The organism is Acetoanaerobium noterae, assembly GCF_900168025.1.
Classification (GTDB): domain Bacteria; phylum Bacillota; class Clostridia; order Peptostreptococcales; family Filifactoraceae; genus Acetoanaerobium; species Acetoanaerobium noterae.
On the sequence record NZ_FUYN01000002.1, the window covers coordinates 435,641 to 453,268 of the forward strand.

16 protein-coding genes are annotated in these 17,628 nt (G+C 35.0%); all 16 read left to right on the plus strand.

Going from position 1 to position 17,628, the window contains the following annotated elements; all coding sequences use genetic code 11:
* The 16 genes from B5X47_RS05590 to B5X47_RS05665 all read left to right on the plus strand — a co-directional run bounded on the left by B5X47_RS05590 (position 1) and on the right by B5X47_RS05665 (position 17,475).
* Positions 1–1,101, plus strand: a complete 1,101-nt coding sequence (locus tag B5X47_RS05590) for a DegT/DnrJ/EryC1/StrS family aminotransferase (protein ID WP_079589333.1) — start codon at positions 1–3, stop codon at positions 1,099–1,101.
* A gap of 11 nt (positions 1,102–1,112) precedes the next feature.
* Complete coding sequence (gene rfbA / locus B5X47_RS05595; protein ID WP_079589205.1) at positions 1,113–1,982, plus strand: glucose-1-phosphate thymidylyltransferase RfbA; 870 nt, start codon at positions 1,113–1,115, stop codon at positions 1,980–1,982.
* A 25-nt stretch (positions 1,983–2,007) separates the two neighbouring features.
* Entirely contained in the window at positions 2,008–3,063 is a 1,056-nt protein-coding gene (rfbB, locus tag B5X47_RS05600) for a dTDP-glucose 4,6-dehydratase (protein WP_079589206.1), read from the plus strand.
* Positions 3,064–3,575: 512 nt separating this feature from the next.
* On the plus strand, positions 3,576–4,250 hold the full coding sequence (locus B5X47_RS05605; RefSeq protein ID WP_079589207.1) for a Crp/Fnr family transcriptional regulator: 675 nt from the start codon (positions 3,576–3,578) through the stop codon (positions 4,248–4,250).
* A gap of 38 nt (positions 4,251–4,288) precedes the next feature.
* Positions 4,289–5,311: a BMP family lipoprotein gene (locus B5X47_RS05610; protein WP_079589208.1), complete on the plus strand. Its 1,023-nt coding sequence runs from the start codon at positions 4,289–4,291 to the stop codon at positions 5,309–5,311.
* A 68-nt stretch (positions 5,312–5,379) separates the two neighbouring features.
* Positions 5,380–6,900 carry an ABC transporter ATP-binding protein gene (locus B5X47_RS05615; protein WP_079589209.1) on the plus strand — a complete coding sequence of 507 codons (1,521 nt, stop codon included), beginning with the start codon at positions 5,380–5,382 and terminating at the stop codon, positions 6,898–6,900.
* A gap of 12 nt (positions 6,901–6,912) precedes the next feature.
* Positions 6,913–7,974, plus strand: a complete 1,062-nt coding sequence (locus B5X47_RS05620; RefSeq protein WP_079589210.1) for an ABC transporter permease — start codon at positions 6,913–6,915, stop codon at positions 7,972–7,974.
* Positions 7,974–8,879, plus strand: a complete 906-nt coding sequence (locus tag B5X47_RS05625) for an ABC transporter permease (protein ID WP_079589211.1) — start codon at positions 7,974–7,976, stop codon at positions 8,877–8,879. The genes B5X47_RS05620 and B5X47_RS05625 overlap by 1 nt, the downstream gene beginning before the upstream one ends.
* A gap of 1 nt (position 8,880) precedes the next feature.
* Positions 8,881–10,197 carry a dihydrolipoyl dehydrogenase family protein gene (locus tag B5X47_RS05630; RefSeq protein ID WP_079589212.1) on the plus strand — a complete coding sequence of 439 codons (1,317 nt, stop codon included), beginning with the start codon at positions 8,881–8,883 and terminating at the stop codon, positions 10,195–10,197.
* A 14-nt stretch (positions 10,198–10,211) separates the two neighbouring features.
* The gene (locus B5X47_RS05635) at positions 10,212–10,955 is read left to right on the plus strand and encodes a nucleoside phosphorylase (protein ID WP_079589213.1); all 744 of its coding nucleotides are present in this window, start codon (positions 10,212–10,214) and stop codon (positions 10,953–10,955) included.
* Between the two features lie 217 nt (positions 10,956–11,172).
* Positions 11,173–12,150: a MarR family transcriptional regulator gene (locus B5X47_RS05640; RefSeq protein WP_079589214.1), complete on the plus strand. Its 978-nt coding sequence runs from the start codon at positions 11,173–11,175 to the stop codon at positions 12,148–12,150.
* Positions 12,135–12,896: a hypothetical protein gene (locus tag B5X47_RS05645; protein ID WP_079589215.1), complete on the plus strand. Its 762-nt coding sequence runs from the start codon at positions 12,135–12,137 to the stop codon at positions 12,894–12,896. Before B5X47_RS05640 ends, B5X47_RS05645 begins: the two co-directional genes overlap by 16 nt.
* 116 nt (positions 12,897–13,012) lie before the next feature.
* The gene (locus B5X47_RS05650) at positions 13,013–14,080 is read left to right on the plus strand and encodes a Fic family protein (protein ID WP_242951007.1); all 1,068 of its coding nucleotides are present in this window, start codon (positions 13,013–13,015) and stop codon (positions 14,078–14,080) included.
* Positions 14,081–14,414: 334 nt separating this feature from the next.
* Entirely contained in the window at positions 14,415–15,065 is a 651-nt protein-coding gene (locus tag B5X47_RS05655; RefSeq protein ID WP_079589216.1) for a GntR family transcriptional regulator, read from the plus strand.
* Between the two features lie 143 nt (positions 15,066–15,208).
* The gene (locus B5X47_RS05660; RefSeq protein ID WP_079589217.1) at positions 15,209–15,979 is read left to right on the plus strand and encodes a dimethylarginine dimethylaminohydrolase family protein; all 771 of its coding nucleotides are present in this window, start codon (positions 15,209–15,211) and stop codon (positions 15,977–15,979) included.
* Between the two features lie 23 nt (positions 15,980–16,002).
* Positions 16,003–17,475, plus strand: a complete 1,473-nt coding sequence (locus B5X47_RS05665) for an alanine/glycine:cation symporter family protein (RefSeq protein ID WP_143215769.1) — start codon at positions 16,003–16,005, stop codon at positions 17,473–17,475.
* The last annotated feature ends 153 nt before the right edge of the window (positions 17,476–17,628 follow it).

Sequence of the window (17,628 nt, forward strand, 5' to 3'; positions counted from 1 at the left end):
ATGAGTAATAAAAAACAGATATTAGTTACCAAGTCCTCCATGCCTCCATTAGAAGAATATATTAATGAAATAAAAGGTTTGTGGGAAAGTCACTGGTTAACAAATATGGGAGAGAAACATCTTGAACTTGAGGACAAGCTGAATAATTATCTGAAAACAAACAATATAACTTTGTTTACAAATGGACACCTAGCATTAGAATGCGCCATTGCTGCTCTCAATCTTACCGGTGAGGTTATAACTACACCTTATACATTTGTCTCAACAACTCATGCTATTTTCAGGAACGGGCTAACGCCAGTTTTTTGTGACATTAATTCTGAAGACTATACAATTGATGTTACCAAAATAGAAAAATTGATTACGGAAAAAACAAGTGCAATTATTCCAGTGCATGTATATGGGAACGTCTGTAACATTGAAGAAATTCAAAGAATTGCTGATAAGTATAATCTAAGGGTAATTTATGATGCCGCTCACACTTTTGGTATTACTGTCAACGAAGTAGGTATTGGAAACTTTGGAGATGTATCCATGTTTAGTTTTCATGCAACAAAAGTATTTAACACAATTGAGGGAGGGGCACTCACATATAACAATCCCAAACTTCAGCAGGTTTTAAATGATATCAAGAATTTTGGAATTACTGGTCCTGAAACCATCGAGTATATTGGCGGAAATGCTAAAATGAACGAATTTCAAGCTGCTATGGGTTTATGCAATTTAAGACATGTAGATGAGGAAATCGAAAAAAGAAAGTTAGTAGTTGATCGGTATTATGAAAACTTAAGTAATATTGATGGAATAATATTGTCTAAGCCACAAAAAGGAGTCAAGAGTAATTATGCGTATTTTCCAGTTATATTCGATGGTTTCAAGAAAGATAGAAATCAAGTTTTTGAAGAACTAAAGGATAATAATATTATTACAAGAAAATATTTTTATCCACTTACAAATGCTATTGAGTGTTATCAGGACGAATATAATGTTGATGATACTCCAGTAGCAAAACACATTGCGGAGCATGTACTGACACTACCATTATATTCAGATTTAGGACTAGAAGATGTTGATAGAATTTGTGAAATTATTAAGAGATAAGAGGTGATTTGATGAAAGGAATTATTTTAGCTGGTGGGAAGGGAACTAGACTATATCCTATGACACAAGCAATATCAAAACAATTATTACCTATTTATGATAAACCAATGATTTATTATCCTCTTTCAGTTTTGATGATGACAGGAATTAGAGAAATACTTATTATTTCAACTCCAGAGGACACACCTATTTATGAGAAACTATTAGGTGATGGATTAAACTTAGGTATTCAAATTGAGTATAAAGTACAAGACACACCAAGAGGGCTTGCGGATGCCTTTATTTTGGGCGAACAGTTTATTGGAAGCGAGAGTGTTTGTTTAATTTTAGGTGATAATATTTTTTACGGACAAGATTTTGTTAGGCAATTAAAAGATGCAAGTAATCTTAAAGAAGGCGCGATAGTCTTTGGATATCCAGTTAAAGACCCAAAATCTTTTGGAGTTGTCGAGTTTGATGATAATAGCAGGGTTGTTTCAATAGAAGAAAAGCCACAGAAACCTAAATCAAATTATGCTGTACCAGGTTTGTACTTCTATGACAATAACGTAGTTGAGATTGCTAAAAATGTAAAGCCTTCTGAACGTGGAGAAATTGAGATTACTTCAATAAATAACGTATACCTTGAAAAGAAGGATTTAAATGTGGTTCTTTTAGGGCGTGGTATGGCATGGCTTGATACTGGAACACCAGAAGGAATGCTTAAGGCTGCTGAATATGTAGAGGCAGTACAAGCAAGACAAGGCTTTTATATTGCATGCCTTGAAGAGATAGCTTGGAGAAGAGGATTTATAGACGATAATAAGCTTAGAGAAGTTGGAGAAAGCCTTAAGATGACAGATTATGGTCAATATATATTGTCGTTGTTAGAAGAGCTATAATCCATAAAAAGAAAGGTGAACTCAGATGAAAAACGTTTTAGTAACAGGTGGAGCTGGATTTATAGGTAGTAACTTTGTCAAGATGATGGTTGAAAAGTATCCAAAGTATAATATTTTAAATCTAGATGCATTAACATATGCTGGAAATCTTGAAAATCTTTCTGATATAGATACAGCTTCTAATTATACATTTGTTAAAGCAGATGTTAGAGATAGAGAGGTAATAGAGCAGATTTTTAATACTCAAGATATAGATTTGGTAGTTAATTTTGCAGCAGAGTCTCATGTGGATAGAAGTATAGATGAACCAGAAGTTTTTTTAACGACTAACATCATAGGAACGCAAGTACTTTTAGATGCCGCAAAGAAATACTGGAAAATCAATCCTGATGACAAATATTGCAAAGAATATAAAGAAGGAGTTAAATTTCTTCAAGTTTCTACTGATGAAGTTTATGGGGCGCTTGGTGAAACAGGTATGTTTGTAGAGACAATGCCTCTTATGCCAAACAGCCCGTATTCAGCATCAAAAGCAAGTGCAGATATGATTGTTAGAGTTTATAATGAAACTTTTGGATTACCTGTTAATATTACAAGATGTAGTAACAATTATGGTCCATATCAATTTCCAGAAAAGCTAATACCATTGATGATTAATAACTGTATGAAAGGAAAAAATCTTCCTGTATACGGGGATGGAATGCAAGTAAGAGATTGGCTCCATGTTTCTGATCACTGTTCAGCAATTGACACAGTTCTTCATAAAGGTATAGATGGAGAAGTTTATAATGTTGGTGGAAATAACGAGAAAGCTAATATAGAAATAGTAAAACTAATTATTAATACTCTTGGAAAGTCAGAAAATCTGATTAAGTATGTTAAAGATCGTCCAGGTCATGATCGAAGGTATGCAATTGACAATACTAAAATTACTACTGAACTTAGATGGGAGCCACAATATACCTTTGAACAAGGTATGAAAGAAACAATTCAATGGTACCTTGATAATACTAATTGGATTGAGAATATCATTTCAGGTGACTATGCGAATTACTATGACAGAATGTACATGGGGGTTTAGCTGTTCTGAGATTTTATAATAATTTCCAAGACTGCCTAATCTAATATTCATATCCCCAGAAATACAAGTCATCAAGATGGATGGTGTATATTTTTGGTATAAGTTATTTGATATGGTAGAAAAGATATTGCCATTCAGTTTATTTAAATCGCTAAAGTTTACTTCAAAAATTAAGGGTTTGTCTGATAGATGGGTGATGTCACATTTTTTATTAAGTATTCTGAGCTTATATACCATAAACACTAATATCTCAAGAGGAATTAAAACAATAATTGTAGTATATACGGCTTTACTTATTTTTGAAATTGTTATTTATCAAAATAATATTCTTTTATTTTATCCCTATAAATCATACATAAATAAAAAACCCCAGACTGTTTAGTGAATCTATTAGGTCTAATTATTAAGAAAAATATTAGACCTCTTTTTATAATTTCCATTCGGGACATATGTCCTTTAGAAACCCTTTTATTAATTCTATAATGAAATTAAGCAGATGAGGAGGATAAGAGTTGAAGGAGTTGTTTAGAAAAGATTATCCTATGTTCAAGCTTGTTTTAAATTCAAAGCCGGATATTTTAGATAAGTGGGAAGTGCTGGATTTTGAAAAGGATGAGGTCATTTGCAAGTACAATGAGGTTTATGAATATTTTTGTGTGCTTCTAAAAGGAAGCATCAATATCTACCATACCTCGGAGAAGGGGAAAACCTATTCCCAGTCTGTATATAAAGAAGGAAGCTATTTTGGTGAGCTAGAGATATTTCACAGTTTGCCCTATGTATGCGAGATAAAGGCTATGAACAGAGTAAGGCTTATAAGGCTGAAAAAATGTTATTTTGAGAAATGGATTAACAGTGATAATGAGGTAGCGATTTATATATTAAAAAGTCTATGTAAGACTAGCTACGAACTTTCAAAGAAGGCTATAGTTGATACCCTGTATTCACTTAAGTTTAGAATCTGCGATTATCTCATCACTTCTTATGAGAGCAGAGTAAAGAAAGAGCACAACAAGTTTTACATCAGCAAAGACCATCTCAGTGAGCACTTTGTGGTTACTAGAAGAAGTATAAATAGGATACTTAAGGATATCCACGACAAGGGTTACATAAGTGTATATAGAGACAAGATTGAGATTCTGGATATTGATTCTCTGATTGATGAAAGAGAAAGTGAGCGGTATTAAGCCGATTTGGCTAAAATATACATAAGGAGGAGAAGGATTTGAAGAAGAAAATATTTGGATTTGTAAGTATGTTTTTGATTATGGCTATGGTGATGGTAGGCTGCGCAGGCAATCAGCCAGCTGAGCAAAGTGAAGAGCCAGCGACAGAGGAAGCTAGTGCGCTTAAGGTAGCTCTAGTAGTAGCTGGAGGATTAGGTGACAGATCTTTTTATGATTCAAGTAATGAAGGTCTAAAGATGGCAATTGAAAAGCTAGGAGTAGAAGGCAAGGTACTTGAGTGTAAGAATGACCCTACTCTATATACTGACCAGCTAGTTCAGGCATCTACTGCAAGTGATGTTGTGGTTGTAGTTGGTTTTGAGTTTTATGATGTAATCCAAGAGGTAGCAGCTGAGTTTCCTGACAAGAAGTACATCTATATCGACAATGTTATTGAAAATGTAGAAAATATCACATGCATAGACTACAAGGAAAATGAAGGTTCTTTCTTATCAGGAGCACTAGCTGCTATGGAATCTAAGACTGGAAAGATAGGTATGGTTGGGGGTATGGATATACCAGTAATCAGAAATTTCCAAGTTGGTTATGAGGCTGGAGCAAAGTATATCAATCCGGATATCCAAGTTGAGACTATTTTTGCTGGAGATTTTGAAGACCCTGCTAAAGGTAAGGAAAGTGCTCTTGCATTATATGCAAAAGATATTGATATAGTTTTCCAAGTTGCTGGTAAAACTGGCGAAGGTGTGTTTGAGGCAGCAAAGGATACAGGCAAGTTTGCTATAGGTGTGGACTCTGACCAAAGATACATAAATCCAGATGCAATCATTGCAAGTATGATTAAAGGTGTGGACATTTCTATTTATGAAACTATAGAGAAGATTCAAAAGGGTGAGTTTGAATCTGGTAATGTTTATGAGTACGGAGCAAAAGAAAACGGTGTAAGAATAGCTTATGGAACTGAGGATATGCCAAAGCTAGTGTCTGATGAGGCTATGAATCAGATACAAGAGCTTACAGCTATGATAATCCAAGGAGATATAGAGGTTCCAGAGGCAAACTAATACTAGGATTGTAAAAAGAAGAAGCTCGCTTCTTCTTTTTTTCTAGGTTGATATAAGGAGAGCTAGGTATGAGCGAAGAGATTATTAAGTTAATAGGTATTACTAAGAGGTTTCCAGGAGTGCTTGCAAACGACAATGTAACTCTAGATGTAAGAAAAGGAGAAATCTATGCTTTAGTAGGAGAAAATGGAGCGGGAAAATCTACTCTGATGAAAACTATGTATGGACTTCACCAGCCTACAGAGGGAGAGGTATGGATTAAGGGTAAGAAGATTGAGGATTTTAGTCCATCTACAGCTATAAAAAATGGAATAGGTATGGTGCATCAGCATTTTATGCTACTGCCATCGTTTACTATTGCAGAAAATATAGTTCTAGGTAAAGAGCTCAGAAAAAACAGAGTATTTCTAGACAAGGATGAAGCAAATAAAAAGGTGATAAGTCTATCAAAGGAATATGGACTAGAGGTAGATCCAAAGCTAAAGATAGAGGATGCTTCAGTAGGGCTACAGCAGAGAGTTGAGATACTAAAGGCTCTATATAAGGGAGCAGATATTTTGATTCTAGATGAGCCTACAGCTGTGCTTACTCCTCAGGAAACTAAGGAGCTGTTTGCAGTTATTAAAAAGCTCGTAAAGGAAAAGGATATGACTGTTATTATCATAACTCATAAGCTAAATGAGGTAATTGAGATATCAGACAGAGTAGGGGTCATGAGGGCAGGAAAGCTCATAGGAGTAGAAAATACAAAGGATGTCACTGAGAAGATACTAGCAGAGATGATGGTTGGAAGAGAGGTACTATTTGAGCAGATAGATAAAAATGATGCCTATGGCGATATTTTAGTACAGGTGGATAATTTATGGGTAAAGGACAACAGGGGATTTGACGCTATAAAGGGGATATCTTTTGGAGTGAGAGCTGGAGAGATTCTAGGAATAGCTGGAATAGAAGGAAACGGACAAAGTGAGCTTATAGAGGCTCTTACAGGAATTAGAAAAGTAGAAAAGGGCAAGGTATATATAAAAAATAAAGAGGCTACGAATTTATCACCTAAGAAAATAAGAGAAATGGGAACATCTCATATCCCTGAGGATAGATTGACAACTGGCATGAGCAAGGACTCTAGTATAGAGGACAATATCCTAATGGGCAAACAACACAACGAGGAGTTTGCTACAAAGGGTATTCAGCTAAAGAGAAAGAGTATAAAAAAGTATGCCAAGGATTTAATTGAGAAGTTTGATGTGAGAACTGCATCTGAAGAGGTGAAAATGGGCTCGCTTTCAGGTGGTAATATGCAAAAGGTGATAATAGCTAGAGAGTTTTCTTTTGATACTCCGATTTTATTTATCTCTCAGCCGACTAGAGGGGTGGATATAGGGGCTATAGAGTTTATCCATGAGCAGATAGTGAAAAAGAGAAACGAGGGCTGCGCTATAGTTCTTGTGTCTGCTGAACTAGATGAGATTTTTAGGCTATCTGACAGGATTCTTTGTCTTTATGAAGGAAATATTACTGGGAAATTTAAAAATGGAGAGATTTCGAAGCTTGACATTGGTTACTATATGACTGGAAATAGGAATTAGGATGGTGTAGGCATGAGAGGAAAGTTTAATGAACAATTAGAATATCTGGGTTCTCTTTTTATTGCGATATTTCTAGCTCTTGTTCTCGGAGCTGGAATTATGATTTTAAATGGAAAGAATCCGGTGCAGGGCTATATGGCTCTAGTAAGTGGAGCTCTAGGCTCAAAGTATTTGCTTGCAACTACTCTAGCAAAAACAGTACCGCTTATTCTGACTGGACTTGCTACAGCTATTTCATTTAAAAGTGGAATTTTTAATATAGGTGGTGAAGGTCAGCTTTATTTAGGAGCTTTTGCTGCTGCTTATGTAGGGTTTACTTTTACAGAGCTTCCTGTGGTGGCAGGGATAGTATTAGCAGTGATAGCGGCTATGGTAGTAGGCGGGCTTTATGCTTTTATACCAGCGCTTTTGAAAGTGTATTACAACATAGATGAGGTTATTACTACGATAATGTTTAACAGTATAGCAATTATGTTTACTGGATATCTAGTAAACTATCCATTTCAGGCATCTCAAGGGAAAATGGGTGGAACTGATATGATAGCTGAGGGATTCAAGTTTCCAAAGCTAGTAGCTATGAGCAAGCTAAATACCAGTATTTTTTATACTATGATTATTGCAGTTTTGATTTATTACTTAATGAAAAAGACTTCATATGGCTACAACTTTAAGATAGTAGGAGAAAACAGCATTTTTTCTAGGTATGCAGGGATAAATAATAAGAAGTATATGATTTGGGCGATGATTATCTCTGGTGCTTTATGTGGTATAGCAGGGGCTTTTGAGGTATATGGAACTCATTATAGATTTTTGCAAAACATTTCAAAGGGATTGGCCTTTGATGGGATGCTAGTATCTCTTATTGTTAAGAACAATCCTGTAGGGATAGTGCTGATGTCGCTATTCTTTGCGATTTTAAAGACGGGGTCAAATGCTATGGAGCTAAATACAGGGGTTCCTTCTGAACTTATTTTAGTTATTCAGTCGGTTATCATTTTATTTATAGCAGGTGAGAGCGGATTTAAGGAGATATTAAAAAGAAGACAGCTAAATAAAGCAAGGAAGGTGAAATAATGAAGGATATATTTGATTTGGCTCTACTACAAAATACCATCAGAACAGCTACTCCCCTTATTTTAGCAGCTCTAGGCGGTCTTCTTACCATGCATGCAGGGATACTAAATATAGGTATGGAGGGCATGATACTTATAGGGGCTTTTTTCGGAGTATTAGGAAGCTACTTTTTTGCCTCTTCTTTTATGGGTGTAGTTCTTGCTATTATTTCTGGAATTGTTATAGGGGCTTTATTTGGCTTCTTTGTTATTGAATTAAAATCAGATGAGTTTATTATAGGTATCGCTATTAATATTTTTGCAGGTGGACTTACAGTTTTTTTACTTAGAAGTATTTTTGGCGTGAAAGGTGCTTTTTCTTCACCAGATATCAAGCCGCTTCCGGATTTGCATCTTCCATTTTTGGATAAAATTGAGGTGCTGGATAAGATATTTAACAATCACTCGATTTTAGTGTATGTAAGCTGGATACTTGTGTTACTTATATATATTTTGCTTTACAAAACTCCTTATGGCTACTGGATAAGAGGGGTAGGAGAGCATGAAGAGGCTATAGAGACGGCAGGGATTAATCCTAAGAAAATAAAGTACATTTCATCTATTTTAGGTGGAGTTTTCTGTGGGATAGCAGGAGCTCATCTTTCGCTGGGATATCTTACTCTATTTACTGAAAATATGAGCGCAGGTAAAGGCTTTATCTCACTAGCCGCTATTATTTTTGGTGGGTCAAATCCTATAAAGGTTTACGGAGCATCCTTGCTTTTTGGATTCTTTGATGCACTGGGAATCAGGATGCAGTCACTAGGAATAGCTTCGCAGTTTACTCAGATGATTCCTTATGTTGCTACTGTGCTAGTACTATTTATGGTAGCTCAAAAGAAGCTGATGAAGAGAAAGGGGAACTAAAGTGAGGTATGATGCTGTAGTTATAGGCTCTGGAGCTGCTGGACTTTATTTTGCTCTATCTGCAAGCAAGAAAGGCAAAAAAATTGCTTTAGTTGAGAAAGCTCAGCTAGGAGGGACTGCTTTTGCAACAGGCTGTCTTCCAGTTAAGAAGATAATGGATAAGATTAAAAGCTATGAAAAAGCGAAGGCGCTGGAAAATGAAAATCTGCTTAAGCTGAATCCAGACAAGGAAGTGCTTTTTAAGGCAGGGATAAAATCCTTGGAAAATATTGAGGGTTATATAAGTGATAAGCTAAGCAGAAATAATATAGATTTATATATAGGTGAGGGAGAGGTAGTAAGTGAAACTATAGTTAGGGTAAATGAAGCTCAGCTTGAGACAGAGTATATTATACTAGCTACTGGAACTACGGCCTCTACAGTAGAAGGATTTGCCCCTATAGACCATAAGGTGATACTCAGTCATGAAAGCCTACTTACTATGAAGCAGCTACCTGATGAAATGACTATACTAGGAGGAAACGTAGAGGGGATAGAGTTTGCCTCTATGCTCAGCGAGCTAGGAGTAAAGGTCAAAGTAATAGAAAAGGAAGCTCAGATATTACAGGGTAATGATGAGGATTTGATTGAAAATATCAAAGCTAGGCTTATTAATAATGGGGTAGAGCTGATTTTAAATACTGAGGTTACGGCTATTGAAAAGGTAGAGGAGGAAGTCTTAATTAGCTTTTCGAATCGTGAAAGTCTAAAAGTAAAAAGCCTTCTTGTGACTGGGATCAGAAAGCCTAATATTCCAAAAGGTATAGAAGAGCTAAATCTAGAGATGAATAATGGATTCATTAAGGTAGATGAAAATCTCATGACTAGCAAGGCTTCGATTTATGCTGTAGGAGATATAAATGGAATTCATGGGATGGCTCACATTGCACTTCAGCAAGGGATTTTGTTAGCTGATTATATTTGGGAGGGCAAGCAGATATCTACTCAGTACAGCTCACTTCCAAGATGTATATTTACCATAAATGAACTAGCTGGAGCAGGCTGCCAAGAGCACGAGCTTGAGAACTGCGTAGTAAAAAAGCTATATTTTAAGGATACCTTTAGAGGGCTTGATTCTAGCTATGATGATGGGTTTATGAAGATAATTATACAGGATGAGATAGTAAAAGGAATATGGATAAATTCTATTGATGCAGGAGCCTTGGTAGGAAATGTGGGGCTTTGGATTGATAACAAGGTGAGCGTAGAAGCTATAAAAAGGAGCTTGTTTATTCATCCTACTTTATCAGAAGCCTTGATAGATGCAATAATTGATTAGAAAGAGGGAAATTTATGATTCAGCCACATATACAGTGTGAAAAAGTAAGTAAGATGGTGCTACTGCCAGGAGATCCTCAAAGAGTAGATAGAGTAGGAGGCTTTCTGGACGATGCTGTAGTCATAGCAAATAATAGAGAGTTTAAGACTTTGACTGGAAGCTATAAAGGGATGCAGGTTACTGTTACTTCTACGGGAATAGGGGGAGCCTCAGCTGTGATTGCATTAGAGGAGCTGATAAACTGTGGGGGAGAGTACTTCATCAGAATAGGAAGCGCAGGAGCAGTTCAAAAGGATATAAACATAGGGGACCTTATAATCAGCATGGCATCAGTAAGAGAAGATGGGGCATCTGCTATGTATATCAATAAGGACTATCCAGCAGTATCTGATTTTGAAATATTGACAGCCCTAAAAAACAACGCTGTGAAACTAGGCTATGAGCACCATGTGGGAGTAACTAGAAGCCATGACTCGTTTTATATAGATGATGAGATAGAAAAAATGGAATTTTGGAACAAGAAAAATGTTCTAGGCTCAGATATGGAAACCGCATCGCTATTTGTAATAGGAAAGCTAAGAGGAGTAAAGGTAGGCTCAGTTCTAAACAACGTAGTGCTATATAGCAAGGATGTAAAAGACGGAGTGAATGATTATGTAAACCAAAAAGACCTAGCTCAGCAGGGAGAAGACAGAGAAATACTTCTCGCCCTAGAGTCCCTCCACGAAATCAAAATCAATAGGGACGGTTCTTTTTGATTTTTGAATGTATCATTGAGAATGTTTTTTAATTATTATAGTTCTATAAAAAACAATATTAAAAAAATAGATTTAAATGAAAGTGGTCAAAAAGAACCGTCCCTCATGATTTTAAAATAAATTTTTTAAGTTAATTAAATGTAACAAAATCAATTGTAATATAAATATAAAAATGTTATATTTAAATAATTAAATGTTACATTAGAGGGTGATTGAATTGGTTACTATTGTAGAAACATACTTAAAAGAAAATATCGATGAAGATATTAACATAAAACCGTGGCTTAAAAATGGCAACTTTCCAATTTTTTTAAGGGATAGCTATAACTTTTATGAGATGACAATCCTTGGAACGCAGTGTGTTTTATTAGAAGTCATTGCTGAGATGCCTAGCATAGATCAGCTTCAAAAGCATCTGAAGCAAATTAAAAATTTAACGAATTGTCAAATTGTTCTATTCTACAAAGATATCACTAGATATAGAAGGAAAAGTTTGATTAAAAATAAAATTTCCTTTGTGATTGAAGATGGACAGATGTACTTGCCATTCTTGGGGCTTGATTTGAAAAAAGCTCAAGAATATTTTGTAGAAGAAATAAAAGAGTTTACAACACCTACTCAGATTGCTTATTTATACTTCTTGTATAATAGGGAAGAAGTTGTGAACACTACTGAGTTTGCAAAAAAATTAGGGCTTAATAAAATGACAGCTTCTAGAGCGTTAAATGATTTATACAATTTGAATCTCATTAGATATGAAATTGGAGGGAAAACGGGCCGTAGCAAAGAATATAAGCGAATTTCAGATCCAGATTACTTTTTGAGAGGACGAGAATATCTAAAGACTCCCGTGAGAAGAATCATTTATGCAGAGTCAAAGCCTTTAGGTGCTTTGACTGCTGGATTAGATGCATTGGCAGTATTATCCATGATTAATCCATCAGGCCATTCTATTATTGCAATAGAAAAAAATAAGTTAGATGAAAATCAGATTGAAATTGTTAAAAACAAGGATTTTATAAAAGATAAAAAACTAGTTGAAATAGAGCTTTGGGACTATGATCCTAGACTATTTTCTAATAGTAGCAATGTCGACATACTCTCTTTGTATGCTTCTTTAAAGGATGAAACCGATGAAAGAGTGGAGCAAGCTCTAGAAGACGTTTTGAGAGGTGAACTATGGTACACGGATTAGAAAAATTCAAAGCGTATTTTGAAAATCATACAAGTCAGTATGTGTTTATTGGAGGAACTGCTTGTGATATTCTTATGGATGAACTTGGTGCTCAATTTCGAGCAACAAAGGATTTGGACATAGTACTCATTATTGAGGCTCTAGATTCCTCTTTTGGAAAAACATTCTGGAAGTTTATAGAAGATGGCGGTTATGAAAATCGTCAGAGGGGAACTGGTGAAAATCAATTTTACCGTTTCACTGAACCGAAGGATTCATCTTTTCCAAAAATGATTGAGCTCTTTAGTAAACTTCCTAATAAATTTGGACTTAGTTTCAATGGAGGACTAACGCCTATTCACATTGATGATAGCATAGTCAGTCTTTCTGCAATATTATTAAACGATGATTATTACAATTTATTACTAAAAGGGAAAAGTACAGTGGATGGATTTTCGCTCATTGAAATCGAAACAGTTATCCTATTTAAGATTAAAGCATGGCTGGATATGAAAGAACGAAAAGAAGTCGGAGATGATATAGATACAAAAAATATAAAGAAACATAAGAATGATGTATTTAGACTTCTAGCCAATGTATCTCCAGAAAGCAGAATTGAACTCTCAGAAGAAATTCAAAATGATGTAATGAAGTTCATTGAGCAACTCAAGGAAGATAAACCTGATTTGAAAAACTTAGGTATTAGAAGTGCGAGTTTTGATGAAATGCTAGAGATTCTAAGTGATATATTCTTAATTGAAAGATAATCAAAAAGAACCGTCCCTCATGATTTTTTTAAAATTATCTGCATATTTTATTTATTATGTGCATATAATTATGATAATATTATGCATATAGAGCGAAAAATAAGTAGGTGATAAAAGTGAAAGAGTTTAATTACAGAGAAATGAATAAGGAATTAATGGTTCCTGAGATCATGAATTTAGTGTCGAAAATCCATGAATTTAAAGGTAAACAAGAACTGCTCATGAGGGCAAAACCGGATATACTCAAGGCCATGCTGGAGGTAGCAAAGATTCAAAGTACCGGTGCGTCCAATAGAATTGAAGGGATATTTACTTCGGACTCCAGGCTTGAAGAACTGGTTTCAAAAAAAGCAGAACCGATTAATAGAGATGAAGAGGAGATTGCAGGCTACAGGGAAGTTCTTAATACAATACATGAAAATTACGATTATATAACATTAAAGTCAAGTGTAATTTTACAATTACACAGAGACCTTTATAGTTTTCATCCATTGAGCAATGGGGGACGATATAAAAATCAAGACAATATTATTGAAGAAGTTGATGAAAAGGGAATTCGCAGAATTCGGTTTAAACCATTATCTGCTTTTGAGACGCCAGAAGCAGTAGAGAAATTATGCAGTGCTTATAATGAGTCTATTAATGATGGAAGAATTGACCCATTAATTTTAATTTCAAAGTTTGTATTAGATTTTCTAAGTATTCATCCCTTTAATGATGGTAATGGAAGAATGAGCAGACTCATAACACTTTTACTTTTATACCAGCAAGGCTATATTGTAGGAAAGTATGTCAGTGTAGAGATGTTAATTGAAAGCACCAAGGAAAGTTATTATGAAACCCTTCAAGAAAGTTCAATAGGCTGGCATGAAAATGAGAACAATTATCTACCTTTTGTAAAGTACTACTTAAGTATTTTATTGAAGGCCTATAGGGACTTCTCTGATAGGGTAGAAACCGTAGCTGTAGATAAAATGGGTAAATCAGAAAGAGTGAAAGATATTTTTGATAAGAAGGTTCATAAACTTTCAAAGAGAGAGATTGCAGACATTTATCCGGATATCAGTGTCACAACCATTGAAAAAGCACTTTCGGATTTACTGAAAGAGGGATACATCAAAAAGGTTGGATCTGGTAGAGGAACCGCCTATATTAAAATCAATAGGGACGGTTCTTTTTGGTAATCAATAGGGACGGTTCTTTTTGGTAATCAATAGGGACGGTTCTTTTTGGTAATCAATAGGGACGGTAATCAATAGGGACGGTTCTTTTTGATTTTTGTAAGAATCTGAATTAAAAGAGAAGGTTCTTAATGATTATTGCTCTATTTAAAAACAATTATAAAAAAATAGAATTAAATGAAAGTGGTCAAAAAGAACCGTCCCTCATGATTGGTCGTCCCTCATGATTTAGTCTCTCATGATTTAATTAAACTTCTAGTTATTAAAATTTTAATTTTTTTGAAGCATTGTCAGAGCTTTAAAAAAAAGTTAAAATTAGTAATGTAGGAGGCTGTTTATGCTAAATTATAAATCACTTAAAGAACACGTTTACGAATATATATCAAATCAAATAAGGGATGAAGCACTTAAACCTGGAGAAAAAATAAATGAAAATGTAATCTGTGAAACTTTGAAAATTTCTAGAACCCCTGTGCGTGAGGCACTGATTCAGATGGCAAACGATGGATACATAGAGCAGATTCCAAGAAGGGGCTTTGTAGTTAAGAGTATATCTTTAGAGAGGGTTCATAATATTTATGAAATTCTAGGAGCTCTAGAGGCTCTAGCAGCGACACTTAGTCTTTCTAACTGGGATGAAGATTCTATTGATGAGCTTGCTGATATGGCAAAGCAAATGGATGAGCTAATTGATAAAGAAGACTATACTGGTTACTATCAAGCTCAAAATGAATTTCATCTATTTATAAATAAGGCAAGCAATAATTCTGATTTAGTAGATATGATAGAAAATTTGAAAAGATCCTTTATAAGACAAGCATACAGTGGCAATGACCCTGATGAATACAAGCTTGCTCTTAAGAAAACAAATGAAGAACATTATCATATTATTGATTTAATAAAAGCCCAGGATTCAGATGGTTTAAGAAAATATATGCAAGAGGTTCACTGGAATGCTAAGTATGCTTCCATGGAGATGCTTATTTAGAAGCTGTAGAAATACAGTTTCTTTTTTTGTGCTTTTTATGTTGACTAATTTTCAGAATTATCATACAATATCTTAAAGATATATTATATATAATATATAATATACAAAATACACAATAAATACATTGAAACAGGAGGCTTATTATGTTTAAAAATTGTATTGTAAGAAAACCAGCAAAATCAATGGTTGAAGGAATAACATCAGCTCCAGAACTAGGTAAACCAGATTATGAATTAGCACTAAAACAACATGAGCAGTATGTCAAAGCCTTAGAATCATGTGGGGTGAAGGTGCTAGTTTTAGAAGCTATGGAAGATTTTCCAGATTCTTGTTTTGTGGAGGATGTAGCTATTTGTACTGATAAATGCGCAGTTATTACTAATCCTGGGGCAGCATCTAGAAATAAAGAAATTTTAGGAATAGAGCCGGCTATTAGAGAGTATTTTAATGATGAGGATGTTCATCGCATAACTTCTCCAGGGACTTTAGATGGTGGAGATGTTATGATGGTAGGCAATCATTTTTATATAGGTTTATCTGAAAGAACAAATATGGAAGGTGCAAATCAGCTCATAGAGCATTTGGGAAAATACGGTAAGACTGGTGAGGCAGTACCTCTTTTTGAAGTGCTACATTTAAAAACAGCTCTTGCATATCTAGAAAATAATCACTTAATTGTGGGTGGGGAATTTATAACTCATCCAACCTTTGAAAAATTTAACAAAATTGAAATTACAGAAGATGAAGCCTATGCTTGTAACTGCATTTGGATGAATGATACGATAATAGTTCCAGAAGGATATCCGAAAACTCAAAAAGCAATTGAGGACAAGGGATTTAAAATAATTACTGTGGATACTTCAGAGTATAGAAAGCTAGATGGCGGCCTGAGCTGCTTGTCACTCAGATTCTAAGTTTGTAACGTAAGGGGGCTTTTATGACGCAGGAAATGATTGAATATATTGTTTGGGAAGTGCTTTGGGGTACTCCATTAATCATAACTATTTTAGCAATAGGAGTTTACTATACGTTTAGGACAGGATTTTTTCAATTCAGATTTTTAAAGCATGCGGTTGAAAAAGCAATAGAGCAAATTAAGCCAGATAAGGCAAATCAAGGTGATGGAGTTATAAGCTCATTTCAAGCTATGAGCTTAGCGCTTGGAACTACTGTTGGGGTAGGAAATATAGGTGGAGTAGCTGCTGCGATTGCTATAGGAGGTCCAGGAGCAATCTTTTGGATGTGGGTAGCGGGTTTACTTGGTATGATTATTAAAACCTCAGAAATAACTTTGGCAGTATATTATCGTTCTCATAATAAGGATGGTTCAACGTATGGTGGACCAAACTATTATATGAAAAAAGGTATAGGCATTGAAAAAGGTATGAACAAGGTTTTTAAAGTTCTAAGTGCAATTTTTGCTTTTGGATTTTTAGTTAGTTTGGTCATCAATATACAGATATATACAGTGGCTGAGGCTGTAGCAACGACTTTTAACATGAATATGATGCTTATGGCAGCAATATTTACTGGAATTTTGTATATTATGATATCAGGAGGACTTAAAGGACTAGGAAGAATTGCAGGAACTCTAGTACCATTTATGGTTGGGTTTTATCTTATCGCAGGTTTGTTTATAATATTTAAAAATATCACTATGCTTCCAGAGAGTTTTGCACTTATATTTTCTAGTGCATTTACAGGAACTGCAGCAGTTGGTGGTTTTGGTGGAGCGGCATTTTCACATGCTATAAAAACAGGAATGGCTAGATCAGTGTTTTCAAATGAAGCTGGATGGGGCTCGGCACCTATGGTTCATGCTTCAGCAAAAGTTGACCATCCTGTAAAGCAAGGAATTTTGGGCATATTTGAGGTAATGGTGGATACCTTATTTATTTGCAGTATAACTGCTCTGGTTATTATGGTTACAGGACAGTGGTCTTCAGGGCTTTCTGGAGCAGAGCTTACACTTAGTGCCTTTGAAGTAGGTATAGGAAGCTGGGGACGTATTATATTGGCTGTTGGAACTTTCTTGTTTGGAATTACTACAGCAAGTGGTATTTATGCTCAGATGGAAGTAGTAATAAGATACCTAATAGGCGAATCTAAGTCAAAGGATATGATTCTTACAGCTTACAAATGGCTGTATCCACTTCCGGGCTTGGGACTAGTTATAATAGCAGTGTATTATGGTTTCCCAGGTACTACTGTGTGGTTATTTTCAGATATGTCTACAGCACTTCCGATATTTGCAAATGTTGTAGCACTTATGATATTAAGCCCTAAGGTACTTGAACTTTTAAATGACTATAAAGCAAGATTCTTAGGGATAGGTAAAGTTAACCCAAATATTAAACTATTTTATGAAGATGATGACATAGAAGAAATCATTAGGGACGGTTCTTCTTGATTCTTTTGATTGAGAGCTAAAAGACATTCAGTATTATATCTATTATTTTAATATATTTATTTTGACTATAAACCTGTGGAGGAATCCATGGGTTTATTTAGTTAGAGAATAAGGGGATAGATTTATGGGTAGAAACTGATTGAATAATAATAT

Excerpts from the sequence above, each read along its gene's own strand:
- B5X47_RS05625 (WP_079589211.1), top strand. The coding sequence starts at position 7,974 with ATGAAGGATATATTTGATTTGGCTCTACTACAAAATACCATCAGAACA.
- rfbA (WP_079589205.1), top strand. The coding sequence starts at position 1,113 with ATGAAAGGAATTATTTTAGCTGGTGGGAAGGGAACTAGACTATATCCT.
- B5X47_RS05665 (WP_143215769.1), top strand. The coding sequence starts at position 16,003 with ATGACGCAGGAAATGATTGAATATATTGTTTGGGAAGTGCTTTGGGGT.
- B5X47_RS05615 (WP_079589209.1), top strand. The coding sequence starts at position 5,380 with ATGAGCGAAGAGATTATTAAGTTAATAGGTATTACTAAGAGGTTTCCA.
- B5X47_RS05645 (WP_079589215.1), top strand. The coding sequence starts at position 12,135 with ATGGTACACGGATTAGAAAAATTCAAAGCGTATTTTGAAAATCATACA.
- B5X47_RS05590 (WP_079589333.1), top strand. The coding sequence starts at position 1 with ATGAGTAATAAAAAACAGATATTAGTTACCAAGTCCTCCATGCCTCCA.
- rfbB (WP_079589206.1), top strand. The coding sequence starts at position 2,008 with ATGAAAAACGTTTTAGTAACAGGTGGAGCTGGATTTATAGGTAGTAAC.
- B5X47_RS05655 (WP_079589216.1), top strand. The coding sequence starts at position 14,415 with ATGCTAAATTATAAATCACTTAAAGAACACGTTTACGAATATATATCA.
- B5X47_RS05620 (WP_079589210.1), top strand. The coding sequence starts at position 6,913 with ATGAGAGGAAAGTTTAATGAACAATTAGAATATCTGGGTTCTCTTTTT.
- B5X47_RS05660 (WP_079589217.1), top strand. The coding sequence starts at position 15,209 with ATGTTTAAAAATTGTATTGTAAGAAAACCAGCAAAATCAATGGTTGAA.
- B5X47_RS05635 (WP_079589213.1), top strand. The coding sequence starts at position 10,212 with ATGATTCAGCCACATATACAGTGTGAAAAAGTAAGTAAGATGGTGCTA.